The organism is Sporosarcina sp. ACRSL (assembly GCF_022346605.1).
In the GTDB taxonomy this organism is placed as follows: Bacteria; Bacillota; Bacilli; order Bacillales_A; family Planococcaceae; genus Sporosarcina.
Map to the genome: position 1 here is coordinate 45772 of NZ_JAKRNT010000017.1, position 14013 is coordinate 59784.

Here is a 14013-nt window from a genome sequence, read left to right on the forward strand (position 1 = left end):
TAATGAGGTGATGGATATGATGACGAAGAATCAAATCAATGAACGCGAACAGTTGGAAATACTAACTATTGAACAGTTAGTTCCACAAGACCATCTTGTTCGTAAGTTAGATGCGGCAATTGATTTTTCCTTTATCTATCCTTTGATTGAAAACCTTTATTCGACAATAGGGAGACCTAGTATCGACCCAGTGGTACTTATCAAGATGACTTTTATCCAATATACCTTCGGCATACGATCCATGCGCCAAACCATCAAAGAGATTGAAACGAACATGGCATACCGCTGGTTTCTCGGATTTGGTTTCCACACCGAGGTTCCCCATTTCTCAACTTTCGGGAAAAACTATGTCCGTCGTTTTGCAGACACAGACCTGTTCGAGCAGATCTTCTACAGAGTGTTGAAGGAGGTCGCAGATCGCGGGCTCCTAAGCCCCGATCATGTCTTTATTGATTCGACCCATGTGAAAGCGAGTGCGAATAAAAGAAAGTTTGAGAAGAAGGTTGTTCGTAAAGAGACGCGGGCTTATGAAAAGAGGCTCCAGGAGGAGCTCAACCTCGACCGGGAAAAGCATGGGAAGAAACCATTTCCACCCGAAAAGTTTGAGAAGGAAGAGTACAAGGAAATTAAAGAATCGACAACAGACCCTGAGAGTGGTTACTACGTAAAAGATGAACGGACAAAGCAGTTTGCCTATTCTTTTCACGCAGCTACGGACGAGAAGGGTTTTGTACTTGCAAACATTGTCACTCCAGGAAATGTTCACGACAACCATATGCTTGAACCACTAGTCCGGAAGGTGATTGATCAGGTGGGACGCCCAGTCGTCGTTGCCGCTGATGCAGCCTACAAGACACCAGCTATTGCGAATTTCCTTTTAGAGAATCATGTTCTTCCTGCACTTCCGTACAAACGACCAATGACAAAAGAAGGCTTCTTTAAAAAACATGAGTATGTCTATGATGAGCATTATGACTGCTATCTCTGTCCTGAAGGACAGGTTCTTACATACCGAACAACCACAAAAGAAGGTTATCGCCAGTATGCCTCGACTCCTTCGATTTGTGCAACTTGTCCAGTGATTGACCAATGCACGCAGAGTAAGAATCAACAAAAGATGATTCAACGTCATATCTGGCAAGACTACTTGGATGTAGCTGAAGACTTGCGCCATAACTATGAAATTAAAGAAGTATATGGGAAGCGGAAAGAGACGATTGAGCGTGTCTTTGCCGATGCCAAAGAAAAGCATGGTATGCGATGGACAACCCTAAAGGGTCTTAAAAAATTGTCCATGCAGGCGATGCTAACTTTTGCTGCCTTGAATCTCAAGAAACTTGCCACTTGGCCGTGGAAGTGGCCAGCTACGGCATGATAGTAGCTATTATATGAGTGAGGATGGCCTATTTCCGTTAAAATAACTTCGATAATTGACAAAAGGGTTGGAAATCAATTCGATTTCCAACCCTTTTGTCTACACTCTGAAACGCTCATAATGAGCGTTTTTTCGTGTTACATTTTATTTAAGCATTAATGAAATAGAATTCGCTTCTTGCGTTACTAAAATATCTTGCTCTTCAGAGCTTCCATCTGCATATGTTACAGTTACTTTGATGTTCACATCGTCGTCGATTACATTATTACCATCGTGAGGAATGGCAAGGGTATATTTATATTTATCCTGCTCATGATAGGCAACTGTGTACGTTCTCCCGATATTTCTCATCCCCTCATATACATCTGAACCCGGCTCACTCAGAATGAAACTGATCTTTTCCGATCGTAACCATTCAGTACTTGGATGCTTTTTCGATGTAAATGTAACATCTTCTACGAACTTGCCGTGGCTCATTGTATACGTAATTGACTCGATCTGTTCTCCAGTTATTTTGAGCATAACATCTGTGAAGATGTATCCACCTCCATCACCGCCCACACCCATAATACCCATTCTATCTTTAGTTGCTAATTCAATAGCAGCTTGTTCTGATGTAATGGCTGTATTCAGCTCTTTCCCATCTTCACTCAATGCATAAGCGGTAATTGCAAAATTGGCAACTTGGAGCTCTCCATTCTTATTAAAATACGGAATGCCCATCATAATCGCCAATAGGATTGCAAATGCACTTACTACCGGAATCCACCTTTTAAAATTCACGTGAACTGATTTTCTCTTTCCAATATTCTCTTTCACACGCTCTTCCATAGCTTTTGACATCTCAATAGAAGTAACAGCATCTTTGATCTTCTCAAAATCCATATTCATTCTCCCTTCGATATTTTTCGCGAAGAATCTCTCTTCCCCGTTGTAATCGCTTTTTTACTGCTGATGTAGTAATGGTAAGGATTTTTGCAATTTCATCTACTTTATAGCCCTCTACATAGTAAAGTAACAAGACAATCTTATGTTTAGTTGGTAATCTCATAAGATGGTCCAGCAAACCATAGTTTTCATCATTGATAGAATATAGTTGCAAATCACTGATATCCATATGTTTTCGAATGATATTGTATCTTCTCTTATTCTTGCTGCGATTGGTGGCAACTGTAATCAACCATGCTTTTTCGTGTTCTGCATCGTTGAAAATTGGCGCTTTAGTGAGATACGTAATAAAAGTGTCTTGAACGACATCCTCTGCATCTTTTTCATTGCATAGAATGACAAGACAGATTCGAAATAGCATATTGCCATATGTATCAACAATTCGTTCTATATCTAGATCAGTCGACCAAACCGATTGTTGCACCCCATCAACCCCTTTCACTTCTAACACACATGATGGTGCCATTTGGTGACTTTTTGTTAGCACATCAATTGATATAATAATTTTGATATGTAAAAGCGCTTAGTTCATCAAAAAACTAAGCACTTTTTACTGTTTCGGTATTCAACTATTCAACAAAATCGCTCGTTAGTTGAGGAACTCAAAAATACTTATGTTGATTTAAAGTAAATGATCTCTGGATCTCCTTCGTCTAAGTTTTCAACAAATCCACTTTGTATAAATCCATTTTTATTAAATACTTCCTGCATTCTTTTATTTGATTGATTGGTTGAAGAGAATATTTTCTTAGTAGGCGATATGCTTATAAAATACTCCAGAAGGGATGTTGCATATCCTTTTCGTCTTTCAGTCGGTTTAACTATTATCAGGGATATAAAGCTACAATCAAAAAAATGAAGATCAAAAATTAAAAATCCTACCAATGAGAACTCGTTTCTAATGGCTATACATCTTTCTTCCTCAATAGCTTTTTTTATGTATTTTCGTCTGCTATCACTGCCTATTACTTCTCTATCAATATTCACTATTTCATCTAAATCGTTTAATTGAGATTTAACCAAAGATCCCATAATAAAGTTCTCCTTATTGAATTTTTATTTGTTAAAACATTTCCTGGTTCGACTAAACTGCCTGTTAGTTTAAGTGGCAACCTTCACAATCTTTAAATTTATTGTACCTTGCAGTCCGAATTCTTTCAAAATTAGTTCTATAACTACCAACCTAACTAATTGAATAGATGTACTAATTAATGTGTTAAATTCATTGAAGTGTTTATGTAGCCACAAAAAAGGAGACTCCAATTCATATATAAATTGTGCCTCCCAATAAAAATATCCGTTGATCACGCTTTGTCTTTTTTTAAGACGACCGTATACAAATATAAAACGGGCATGACGAAGCAAGCACTTACGAGGATTGCAATTTTCACTGCAAATCGTGACGCAATCACTCCAATGATTGGCCCACCGCCAATTTGACCGATTGCATCGATTTGGCCTTTTACCGAAAAGAAGGTTGCACGTGTTGAGGAATCCGGGATGATTTTATTCAACCAAATATCCTCCAACGGGTACATCACTTGCCGCGTCACTTGGATTAAGACGTAAAAGACTAGCAAGCTGACGACGAATGCAGAGAATGCAAAGCCGATCAGTGACGTGACAATCAGTGCACTGCCGATGAAAAGGGCGACGTAAATATGTCTCAAATTCAAATGGATCGCACTTCGGTTCATAAAGTGAAGCACCGTAAAGGAAAGTAAAACGACAATCAACTGAAGTCCGCCCATGAACAAGACAAGCTGTTCATTCGTGAATGTTGCTAAAGCGGATACGTCAATGAAATGCGTCATCCATAACCGGTCGAAACCTTCGCTATACAATCCGATAAATAACGCGATTAGAAGCAACATTCTCATGACAAAACTCGCTTTGGAATAAACAACAATCTTTTGCATATTCCCCTTCATGCTTTTCCAAGTGGAAACTCTTTTCCCTGACCGTAAAGGCTTAAAATTGTTCTCTTCCATGAAAAACAGCAAGTAGATGGCGAGCCCAAGCATACAGAAGCCACCGATGATGATCGGCAAGTTAATCATGTAATATCCCACTAAGATGCTAAGGGGGATTGCGATAAGTTGCCCTAGTTTTCCAACCTTGGCTCCTCGAATAAATGCAAGTGACGCACGTTCTTCCCCGATTTCATCTGCAATCCATGCCTGCTGGGCGCCGCTCGTAAACGTATAGCCGATACCCCAAGCAATCTGCGAGAAAATGACAGCTGCGAATAGCGGGAATATCCCTTCGATCATAAATCCGATTCCGATTAAAAAATAGCCGATGACGAGTGAAAGCTTTCGGCTTTTCACGTCGGCCAGCACGCCAGTCGGAATTTCAAATAGGAAAACCGTGAGCTCCAAAACGGTTCCGACCAACACAAGCTGGAGTGGATCAAGCTTCACAACTTGCACATGGTATAACAAATTCACTGTAAAGATGAAAGTGAATAACAGTTGCGATAAAAAACTGGTGTACAAGTAAACTGCATATGGATCTTTGTTAATGAGTATTCGCATAATCTTCCCCCTCGACTTGATTATAAAAAAGGGGCTTCCGATTTACTTGTCCAAATTTGCGGTTTTCTCGTGAAAATGAACAACCATTTTCATTCCACCCAATTTCCGTTATAATAGGACAGTTGAAGAAACAGGCAAGCCGATTGACGGCGGCCGTAAAATAGATGAAAAAATTTGAAAGGGGAGTCATCACTTGACCGTTACAACAGGAGAAAAAATGGTAGCGAAAATCGACCATTTGGATGGGAAAGGAAACGGACAAGCGGCCATTTGGCGTGAGAATGAGTTGGGCAACTTGAGAAAGTTGAAGCTTATCATTCCGCAGTCGTTGCCGGGAGAGACCGTACAAGTTACAGTGGATGATCCATCCATGAGATGGCAGAAGATGTTACCGGATGAAATATTGGTCGCGAACCCGGATCGAACCGAAGCGCCTTGCCCGCATTTTGAACTTTGTGGTGGCTGCGTTTGGCAGCATTGGAATTACGAAGGTCAGTTGAAATATAAGACGGATTATGTAAAAAAGGCGTTGCAAAATGTCGGAATGAATCCGGATATCGTGTTGGACACGATTGGCATGGAAGACCCTTGGCATTACCGCAATAAAATGGAATTCACGTTTTCGCCTGGAGGGGATCTCGGACTGCATGAGCAAGGGAATTTCCGTAAAATTATTCCGCTTGAAACATGCTTGATCGCGGGCCGCAATATGGTCGATGCGACGATGGAAGTAGGCGAATGGGTGAAGGCGTTCGATCTATCGGGTTATAACAAAGATACGCATGAAGGGCTTCTCCGTCATTTGATGGTTCGTGAGTCGTTTGCAACTGGCGAAGTGATGCTTGCCTTGTTTGCGACGAAAGCGCCTATCGGTGATTTGGCGGCTGCAGCGGAAGACTTGATTGAGCGGATCACAAAGAACTATCCGAACGTGAAGAGCCTAATGTGGATCGTGAATACGGATATAGCGGACCGCACACAATCCGAAGAGACATTCGTCTTGGCGGGCCGCGACTTCATTTACGATGAAATGGCTGGGTATCGCTACCGACTTTGGTTCGACACGTTCTTCCAGACGAACCCTGTCCAAGCGCAGAAGCTTGTCGATCTTGCGCTAGAAATGGGCAAGCCACAAGAAGATGAAAAAATGATCGATTTATTTTGCGGCGTCGGGACGTTCTCGCTTCCGTTTGCAGCACGCGTGAAAGAACTCGCCGGCATCGAAATCGTCGAGACGTCAATTGAATCCGCAAAACGGAATGCGGTTGACAATGACTTGCATAACACGACATTCCTTGCCCGTGATGCACGGAAAGGTATCGATGAAATACACGAAAGCTGGGGCTTGGCGGATCTATTACTAATCGACCCACCACGGAGCGGGGCAGGCGGCAAAGTGATGCGCCGAATCGGCCGCGCCCAACCGAAACGAATCGTCTACGTCTCATGCAACCCGGAAACATTCGCAACGGATACTGCGGAATTGCTACAATTCGGCTACAAACTTCAACAAGTACAGCCAGTTGACCTATTCCCGCACACCGTTCATGTGGAGTGTGTAGCGCTACTAATAAAAAATTAAAGTGATAAAGCTCGTTCGATTTAAAATATTGGACGAGTTTTTCATTTTAATTTATTACCTCAAACAGGTTAATTCGATAGAATAAAGAGAAATAACAAAACAAAGGGTGAGTGGTATGAATGTTGATTTTTTATCAAACCATCCAGATAAAATAAGGGAAGTCTCTGAAATGATTTATAAGGAATTTGTCGTAAAAACGGGTAGTAGTATGAAGTTTGAGGATGTTGTTAAACACTTTTCAAATACAATGGATAACGGATTTCCAATAACACTCATTGCTATCGAGAAGGGAGAATGTTTAGGAACTGTATCTATCTTTGAAAACGATTTAAAGATAAGAGACATGTATAAACCCTGGCTTGCATCTCTCTATACGAAACCAGAGTATCGTGGTAGGGGTGTAGCACAAAAGTTAATAGACAAAACCATAGAGGTAGCGAAAGAATTAGGATTTAATGAACTTTATTTAAGAACAGAAGACGCATCTGACTATTATAGAAATAAAGGCTGGACCTACCTTGAAACTGTTTCGGATGATAATTACAATAGAATTGATGTATTTAAAGTAAAGTGTATTTGAATGGCATTCGATGTATAAATCAAAGGAGCTGTCACTGAAAGTCGAAAATAATGACTTTACGTGTCAGCTCTTTTTTGTAATAAAGGAGGAGGCGTCCAAAGTGAGGTGTATAGCGTCCAATGCATGTCTTTCCTCGTCCAAAGCGAGTGTCTTCGCGTCCAAAGCAAGTGGTCCCACGTCCAAAGCGAGTGTCCCCACGTCCAAAGTGAGTGATCCCACGTCCAAAGTGAGTAGTGTCGCGCCTGAAGTGAGTGGCTCCACGCCCGAAGTGAGTGGCCCCGCGCCCGAAGTGAGTGGCTCCGCGCCCGAAGTGAGTGGCTCCGCGCCCGAAGTGAGTGGCTCCGCGCCTGAAGTGAGTGGCCCCGCGCCCGAAGTGAGTGGCTCCACGCCCGAAGTGAGTGGCCCCGCGCCCGAAGTCATTGGCTTCGCGCCTGAAGTGAGCGGCCCCGCGCCTGAAGTGAGTGGCTCCACGCCCGAAGTGAGTGGCCCCGCGCCCGAAGTGAGTGGCTCCGCGCCCGAAGTGAGTGGCTCCGCGCCCGAAGTGATTGGCTTCGCGCCTGAAGTGAGCGGCTCCACGCCCGAAGTAAGCCCCTCCGCGCTCAAAGCCAGCCGCCCCGCGCTCAAAGTAAGCCACCCCGCGCTCAAAGTGAGTCGCCCCATGCCCAAGGTAATGTTCTAGGTTCACACTATTATTCTGTTTCCCCGTCAATTGAAATAGTTTTGCCTACTTTATGAGCAGATTCCCCATGTCCCGGTCCAAACAGATTCAAGATGACAACTCCTGCAAGAATCAAGCTGATGCCTAACACACTTGCGAAGTTAATTTTTTCTTTCCAAATTAACACGGAAATGATTGTTGTAAAAACAAGTCCTAATCCTGACCAAACAGCATATGCAGTATTTAAGGGGATTGATTTAAGTGACAACGACAAAAAGAAAAAACTACTTACAAATGCGATGATCAACCCTATCGTAGGAAGGAGTTTTGAAAATCCGTCTGATGCTTTTAGTAAGGAAGTGCCAATAAGTTCTGTAACGATTGCAATGAATAAATATAAATAGGGCATTGCCGACCTCCATAATAATTATCTGGGCTTCAGTCGTCACCCAGATTGATTTTATCCTATTATCGTGATGGAGGCAGGATATACGCATAAACAACTCCGAAGAACCCAAACCAAAATCGGTCCGGGTTCTTTCCTATTTATTGCTCCGAACCTTCGCAAGCAGCCGGAGAATTTCTAAATACAACCAGATCAGCGTCACCATTAGGCCGAACGCGCCGTACCATTCCATAAACTTTGGTGCCCGTTCTGCCGCACCCGATTCAATAAAATCGAAATCTAGCACAAGATTCAATGCCGCTACAATTACAATGATGACCGAAATGGCAATGCCGACGAGACCCGTCTCGTGGATGAAAGGGACCTCCATGCCGAAGAAGCGGAGGATAAGATCGATCAAATAGACAAAGAAAATGGCACCTGTCGCCGCAACGACCCCGAGTCTGAAGTTCTTTGTCACCTCGATAAGCCCCAATCGATACACAACGAGCAACGAAAAAAGTGTCCCGAATGTCAACAGCACGGCCTGTATCGTGATCCCTGCAAACTGGGCTTCGAACATCGCCGAAATCCCACCGATTGCAAGCCCTTCCAACAGTGCATACAGCGGAGCCGTGAACGGCGCAACCCTTTTCACAAAAATCGTAACGAGCGCAACAACAAACCCAAGCAAAAAACCAATCCAAACAAGCGCACTAACGTCATTTCCAGAATAGTACCGGTACCATGTAAAAACGGCAGTCACGCATAACAACAAAAACAAGATGAACGTCTTGTTCACAGTCCCTTGAATGGTCATCGCCATCCCATTGACTGACCGCATTCCTTTAAACGTATCTTCCCGTAAACTCGGATTTGCAGATCTCATAATGAACTCCTTTCATTCTCGTTACTAGAGTATACGGGGAAGGGGGACAATGGATTCGAATTTGTGTTAATTAAAAGCCGCAGAATGGTCATTCTGATATAATTGGAACTTATATATTGATCTTTACTGCATCTCAATGAAGTATGCATCGTATAGACAGCTTAGAGAGGAGAACAGGTTTTGCATACTTACAAACAACAATGGTTCGGGAATATCCGAGCCGATATTTTAGCGGGAATCGTTGTGGGACTGGCACTCATTCCCGAAGCGCTCGCCTTTGCGTTCATCGTAGGGGTGGATCCGCGGGTTGCACTCTATGCTTCATTCACAATCGCCGTCATCACTTCATTCGTCGGCGGCCGTCCAGGGTTAATTTCAGCGGCGACCGGTGCGATGGCGCTAGTGCTCGTTAATTTGATGGCAGATCACGGTTTGCAGTACGTACTCGCGGCAACGGTGTTAACCGGAATTATTCAATTGATCCTTGGGGCACTCGGCGTTGCGAATTTAATGCGTTTCATTCCGAACTCCGTCATGCTCGGATTCGTGAATGCGCTCGGCATTATGATTTTCATGACCCAGCTGCCTTATTTGCAGGGACAAGGTGCAATGACGTATGTTTTTGCAATCGCGACATTAGTATTGGTCTACGCGGTTCCGCGTTTCTTCACGGCGATCCCCGCGCCATTGATCGCAATCGTCGTCATGACAGGTATCGCACTGATGAGCGGCGTATCGCTCCAGTCCATCGGCGACTTAGGAAAGATGCCAAGTACATTGCCAACGTTTTTCTTTCCAGATATCTCACTGAACTTGGAAACGCTGAAAATCATTTTCCCGTATTCATTGGCTTTATCCATTGTCGGTCTGCTTGAATCGCTACTCACTTCCCAAGTGTTGGACGATATGACGGACACGCCGAGCGATAAAAATACAGAGGCGCGCGGGCAAGGGATTGCGAACGCCATTACAGGATTTTTCGGTGGGATGGCAGGATGTGCATTGATCGGCCAATCTGTCATCAATATCAAATCGGGCGGCCGGGGACGTCTATCCACATTCACAGCGGGTGTCTTCCTTATGTTTTTGATCATCGTGTTAGGGGATATCGTCGTCAAAATTCCGATGCCCGTGCTCGCGGGCGTGATGATTATGGTTGCAGCGACGACATTCAACTGGGGGTCGTTCAAGTTCTTGAAACAAGCGCCTAAAACGGAATCACTCGTCATGCTCATTACAGTTGTGATCATTTTGTACACACATAATCTCGCGATCGGTGTTGTCGTCGGTGTCATCTTGAGCTCACTCTTTTTCGTCTCCAAAATATCTCGCGTAACGGTTACGAATGACGCGGGTGTTTATAAAGTGAAAGGACCGTTGTTTTTCGCATCCACGACAAAATTCATCCAGTCTTTCCAAGATGTAAAGGGCAAAGAGATTGTTATCGATTTTGAAGATAGTCAGTTATGGGACGAATCTTCTGTCGGGGCGATTAGTAAAGTGAAGGAGAAGCTTGAGGGGGATGGGGTGTCCGTCACCATCCAAGGGCTGAGTTCTTCAAGTAAACAACTATACGAAAAATTACTTTGAGGGAGGAATGAAGATGAAGATTGCTGTTGCTATCGATGGATCACAAAATGCGTTGCGCGCTGCAAAACATGCCATAACGCTCGCCCAACACTTCCCGGAAGCGCAATTGGAGATTATCTATGTTGCGGATTACAATAAAGCGAAAGACGAACGGCTCTTAGCGCAAAATGAAGACAGCCTCCTACTGAAACGAAAGAAAAAAATTGAACCCGTTCTAGAATGGGCACAGCAAGCCGGCGTGAAAGTGAAAACGACGATGTTGAAAGGAACTCCGAGCCTGGAAATCATTAAATACGTGAATGCCCAAGCGGTCGATCAGCTTGTCATCGGCAGCCGAGGTCTGAATACCCTTCAGGAAATGGTGCTCGGAAGTGTCAGCCATAAAGTAATGAAACATGTGAAATGCCCGGTGACGGTTGTGAAATAAGGTACTAAACGAATACGGAACCCAAACTACATCTAGTTTGGGTTCTGTTCTTTTCATTTAAGTGAGCATGCATGTCCCTGCATATTTGGAAAATACATTTCGTACGCTAAAGAAACAGCTAAATATGTATGGGGGAATGGGCATGGCGCAAATAGACGATCTATGTAAGCAGTTTGGCGACATTCTACACGGTAAAGGCAAAGTAGAGAAAGGCGTTTGTACAGTCACTTTTCAAAGGGCTTTCAACGTCACAATTCTAGGGAGGAAAAGTTCCACAGCAAATGTTGAAGTGTCGTTCGAATCACTTGATCAAAACGGCCGTGCATTGAACTTGTTGGAAATCGCAGTCCTTCAAGAGGAAATTCCGACATTTGTGCAATCTTTGACGCATCAAGGACTAATCGTTAGTGCATTGCATAATCATTGGCTCTTCACGAGTCCGTTGATTATGTTTATACACGTCCAATCGGTGGAGCCTCCTCTCGATTTTGCGAGAAAGCTGGCGTATTCCTTCCGGTTTCTGAGCACCTATCCTGTTTCGAAGTAGATGTATAAAGCCATGGAGAGGTCTTTCGAGTATGTTATGATAAAGGTAAAATGAAACCGACCGTCTCGATTGGAAAAGGGGATTTGCTATGAAGCTGGAACGTTTGCGTCAGTCATTTGAAGAACTTGCAAGATTCACAGACGAAGGGGAAGGGATTAATCGGCTAGCTTACACTGAAACCGAGCGGAAGGCACGGGCTTTTTTAATTGACCAATTTGAACGTGCGGGATTGACAGTGCGCACTGACTATGCGGGAAACGTCATTGCACGCAGGGAGGGAAGGGTTCCCGATCTGCCGGTTGTCGCGACAGGTTCGCATATTGACTCCGTCTATGCTGCCGGTGAATTTGACGGTACTGCAGGCGTTCTTGTGGGACTTGAAGTGATGCTGTCCCTCGCGGATGAAGGTGTGGAAACGGATCACCCGCTGGAAGTTATCATTTTTGCTTGTGAGGAATCCTCCCGCTTTGGCGCTTCGACGCTTGGAAGCAAAGCAATGACAGGCCGTCTTGACCCTGCGTACACGCGGTCGCTCACTGACAAAAACGGCGTAACCCTCATGCGGGCATTTGAAGAAAACGGTCTTGATTTGGAAGAAGTCCATTTGGCCAAACGCTTCCGAGATGAATTCAAAGCGTTCGTCGAGCTGCACGTTGAACAGGGACCAGTGCTCGAAAAGCAAGGGAAGGCGATTGGAGTCGTCTCTGCCATCGCTGCGCCGATTCGTTTTTCTGTGCACGTCGGAGGGACAGCCGATCATTCCGGCACGACGCCGATGGACTACCGTCACGATGCATTGCTCGGAGGCGCGGAAATCGCGCTTGCCGTAGAAAAGGCGGCGCTTGCGGAGCTTGACCATGGCACAGTCGGCACGGTCGGTGTCTTTTCCATACAGCCAGGTGCTATGAATGTAGTGCCAGGCGCAGCGGATCTGAACGTTGACATTCGGGGAACAAGCCTGGAATCACGCCAACGAGTGGTTGAAGCACTCGAAGCAGCGGTCAAAGATGTCGCGAAAGCACGTGGCCTTAACATTTGGATGGACAAGATTTCAGAAGAGGAACCTGTTCAGATGGATAGCGAACTTGTAGCCGAGTTAAAAGGGATCTGTGAAGAAAGAGGAGTGGCGTGGATTGAAATGCCAAGCGGCGCAGGACATGATGCGATGAATATGGCGGCGCTCTGTCCGACAGGCATGATTTTCGTCCCGTCAAAAGACGGACTGAGCCATAATCCGGCAGAATATACGTCAATGGAGCAGCTGATGGAAGGCGCAGAAGTATTACGTGCTTTCATGCTGAAACAAGCGAAGGCAGCTCGATAAGTGATAGTAAAGAAGTTCAACATGGAAACAATACTTAATATCAATTCGTCTATATAGATTATGGAATGAATGTGGATTAATTGGGAGGCAGTATGGGAGAATTAGATATTGTACTTATCATCAAAATGATTATTATTGGATTAGTTCAGGGCTTTACAGAACCAATCCCTGTGTCATCAAGTGGCCACGTAATGATTGCTAGTGAAATTTTAGGGCTAGGTGAACAGGGGTTTACATTTGCAATCTTAACAAATACAGCTTCATTATTTGCAATACTTTATTTTTATAGAAAAGATATCGCAAGACTAGCAGCCAATTCAATTCTCTATTTGAAAACGAGAAACGCTCGCTATCAAAGTGACTTTCGTTTTGTATTCTTTATTGTCATTGGTACGATTCCGGCAGGTGTTCTTGGAATTTTATTAAGTGACTATATTGCAGAAAATGTTAGCATGACAACGATTGCGGTCATGCTCTTCATAACAGGGATTGCCTTGTGGTTAATTCGCAATCTCAAAGGTTATAAAGGCGAAAGCGACATTACAATCAAGGACGCTTTCATTGTGGGGTTAGGGCAGGCAGTCGCATTAACACCAGGGATTAGCCGATCAGGTGCAACGATTATATCAGCGGTTGCCGTAGGAATGAAACCTGAAACGGCCCTTCGATTTTCATTTATGTTGTATATTCCCGTGAGCCTCGGAGGAGTTATACTAGGTGCCACTGATTTTCTAGATGAACCGAACAAAGCAGACTTAGCCATTCCGTATCTAGCTTCATTCCTAGCAACACTCGTCATGACCTATTTTGCCTTGAAATGGTTTATGGGCATTATGAAAAGTGGGAAGCTCATTTATTTTACGTATTATTGTTTCCTCGTAGGAACATTACTTCTCATTTTCTTTTAATTTCGGCGCCTGTGCAGCATACAATTCAGATTATACACTACAATTGTATAAGAAAAGTGAAGAAGCCATCTGTATCAATTAGCAGCTGGCTTCTTTTTGCATAAATATACTTATCATTAAATAATCATAATTGGTTGTTGCACCACTAGCGTTGCATAGCAAGAAATAAAAGTAAAAAAGTACAGTAAATAGAAATAGATAACTTGAATAAAAACAAAAAAGCTCCTAATGTAGGTAAGGAACGACGACTAAATCAGTTCCCT

The 14013-nt window shown here is 43.9% G+C and carries 15 protein-coding genes; 8 read left to right on the forward strand and 7 right to left on the reverse strand.

What is annotated here, in order from left to right; genetic code table 11:
- The first annotated feature begins 16 nt into the window (after positions 1-16).
- Positions 17-1375 (forward strand): IS1182 family transposase, encoded by a 1359-nt coding sequence (locus MHZ92_RS19680; RefSeq protein ID WP_239433418.1) that lies wholly within the window; start codon positions 17-19, stop codon positions 1373-1375.
- Between the two features lie 144 nt (positions 1376-1519).
- On the opposite strand, the gene MHZ92_RS19685 is transcribed toward MHZ92_RS19680, so the two are convergent.
- The 4 genes from MHZ92_RS19685 to MHZ92_RS19700 form a co-directional block, all read right to left on the reverse strand.
- Positions 1520-2260 carry a hypothetical protein gene (locus tag MHZ92_RS19685; RefSeq protein ID WP_239433419.1) on the reverse strand — a complete coding sequence of 247 codons (741 nt, stop codon included), beginning with the start codon at positions 2258-2260 and terminating at the stop codon, positions 1520-1522.
- The gene (locus MHZ92_RS19690; protein WP_239433420.1) at positions 2250-2774 is read right to left on the reverse strand and encodes an RNA polymerase sigma factor; all 525 of its coding nucleotides are present in this window, start codon (positions 2772-2774) and stop codon (positions 2250-2252) included. The genes MHZ92_RS19685 and MHZ92_RS19690 overlap by 11 nt, the downstream gene beginning before the upstream one ends.
- A gap of 161 nt (positions 2775-2935) precedes the next feature.
- Positions 2936-3355, reverse strand: a complete 420-nt coding sequence (locus tag MHZ92_RS19695; RefSeq protein WP_239433421.1) for a GNAT family N-acetyltransferase — start codon at positions 3353-3355, stop codon at positions 2936-2938.
- A gap of 272 nt (positions 3356-3627) precedes the next feature.
- Positions 3628-4860 carry an MFS transporter gene (locus tag MHZ92_RS19700; protein WP_239433422.1) on the reverse strand — a complete coding sequence of 411 codons (1233 nt, stop codon included), beginning with the start codon at positions 4858-4860 and terminating at the stop codon, positions 3628-3630.
- A gap of 217 nt (positions 4861-5077) precedes the next feature.
- On the opposite strand from MHZ92_RS19700, the gene rlmD reads away from it, so the two are divergent.
- Complete coding sequence (rlmD, locus tag MHZ92_RS19705; protein ID WP_370644792.1) at positions 5078-6442, forward strand: 23S rRNA (uracil(1939)-C(5))-methyltransferase RlmD; 1365 nt, start codon at positions 5078-5080, stop codon at positions 6440-6442.
- Positions 6443-6557: 115 nt separating this feature from the next.
- Complete coding sequence (locus MHZ92_RS19710; RefSeq protein WP_239433424.1) at positions 6558-7022, forward strand: GNAT family N-acetyltransferase; 465 nt, start codon at positions 6558-6560, stop codon at positions 7020-7022.
- Between the two features lie 63 nt (positions 7023-7085).
- Here the strand turns inward: MHZ92_RS19710 and MHZ92_RS19715 are convergent, their stop codons facing one another.
- The 3 genes from MHZ92_RS19715 to MHZ92_RS19725 all read right to left on the reverse strand — a co-directional run bounded on the left by MHZ92_RS19715 (position 7086) and on the right by MHZ92_RS19725 (position 8954).
- Positions 7086-7625, reverse strand: coding sequence for a hypothetical protein (locus MHZ92_RS19715; RefSeq protein ID WP_239433425.1), 540 nt, complete (start codon positions 7623-7625; stop codon positions 7086-7088).
- 86 nt (positions 7626-7711) lie between these two features.
- Positions 7712-8089 (reverse strand): DMT family transporter, encoded by a 378-nt coding sequence (locus tag MHZ92_RS19720; protein ID WP_239433426.1) that lies wholly within the window; start codon positions 8087-8089, stop codon positions 7712-7714.
- A gap of 133 nt (positions 8090-8222) precedes the next feature.
- The gene (locus tag MHZ92_RS19725; protein WP_239433427.1) at positions 8223-8954 is read right to left on the reverse strand and encodes a Bax inhibitor-1/YccA family protein; all 732 of its coding nucleotides are present in this window, start codon (positions 8952-8954) and stop codon (positions 8223-8225) included.
- Positions 8955-9134: 180 nt separating this feature from the next.
- Here MHZ92_RS19725 and MHZ92_RS19730 point away from each other — a divergent pair, with 180 nt between their 5' ends.
- The 5 genes from MHZ92_RS19730 (at position 9135) to MHZ92_RS19750 (ending at position 13750) form a co-directional block, all read left to right on the forward strand.
- On the forward strand, positions 9135-10544 hold the full coding sequence (locus MHZ92_RS19730) for a SulP family inorganic anion transporter (protein WP_239433428.1): 1410 nt from the start codon (positions 9135-9137) through the stop codon (positions 10542-10544).
- Between the two features lie 13 nt (positions 10545-10557).
- Positions 10558-10971, forward strand: coding sequence for a universal stress protein (locus tag MHZ92_RS19735; RefSeq protein ID WP_239433429.1), 414 nt, complete (start codon positions 10558-10560; stop codon positions 10969-10971).
- A gap of 142 nt (positions 10972-11113) precedes the next feature.
- Positions 11114-11518, forward strand: a complete 405-nt coding sequence (locus MHZ92_RS19740; protein ID WP_239433430.1) for a DUF1259 domain-containing protein — start codon at positions 11114-11116, stop codon at positions 11516-11518.
- 88 nt (positions 11519-11606) lie between these two features.
- The gene (locus MHZ92_RS19745) at positions 11607-12842 is read left to right on the forward strand and encodes a Zn-dependent hydrolase (protein ID WP_239433431.1); all 1236 of its coding nucleotides are present in this window, start codon (positions 11607-11609) and stop codon (positions 12840-12842) included.
- Between the two features lie 92 nt (positions 12843-12934).
- Positions 12935-13750: an undecaprenyl-diphosphate phosphatase gene (locus tag MHZ92_RS19750; RefSeq protein ID WP_239433432.1), complete on the forward strand. Its 816-nt coding sequence runs from the start codon at positions 12935-12937 to the stop codon at positions 13748-13750.
- Positions 13751-14013 lie beyond the last annotated feature (263 nt).

Bases quoted from the DNA above. Each gene is read 5' to 3' on its own strand.
- MHZ92_RS19680 (WP_239433418.1), top strand. From the start codon at position 17: ATGATGACGAAGAATCAAATCAATGAACGCGAACAGTTGGAAATACTA.
- MHZ92_RS19735 (WP_239433429.1), top strand. From the start codon at position 10,558: ATGAAGATTGCTGTTGCTATCGATGGATCACAAAATGCGTTGCGCGCT.
- MHZ92_RS19725 (WP_239433427.1), bottom strand. From the start codon at position 8,954: ATGAGATCTGCAAATCCGAGTTTACGGGAAGATACGTTTAAAGGAATG.
- MHZ92_RS19740 (WP_239433430.1), top strand. From the start codon at position 11,114: ATGGCGCAAATAGACGATCTATGTAAGCAGTTTGGCGACATTCTACAC.
- MHZ92_RS19720 (WP_239433426.1), bottom strand. From the start codon at position 8,089: ATGCCCTATTTATATTTATTCATTGCAATCGTTACAGAACTTATTGGC.
- MHZ92_RS19750 (WP_239433432.1), top strand. From the start codon at position 12,935: ATGGGAGAATTAGATATTGTACTTATCATCAAAATGATTATTATTGGA.
- MHZ92_RS19700 (WP_239433422.1), bottom strand. From the start codon at position 4,860: ATGCGAATACTCATTAACAAAGATCCATATGCAGTTTACTTGTACACC.
- MHZ92_RS19685 (WP_239433419.1), bottom strand. From the start codon at position 2,260: ATGGATTTTGAGAAGATCAAAGATGCTGTTACTTCTATTGAGATGTCA.
- rlmD (WP_370644792.1), top strand. From the start codon at position 5,078: ATGGTAGCGAAAATCGACCATTTGGATGGGAAAGGAAACGGACAAGCG.
- MHZ92_RS19745 (WP_239433431.1), top strand. From the start codon at position 11,607: ATGAAGCTGGAACGTTTGCGTCAGTCATTTGAAGAACTTGCAAGATTC.
- MHZ92_RS19695 (WP_239433421.1), bottom strand. From the start codon at position 3,355: ATGGGATCTTTGGTTAAATCTCAATTAAACGATTTAGATGAAATAGTG.
- MHZ92_RS19710 (WP_239433424.1), top strand. From the start codon at position 6,558: ATGAATGTTGATTTTTTATCAAACCATCCAGATAAAATAAGGGAAGTC.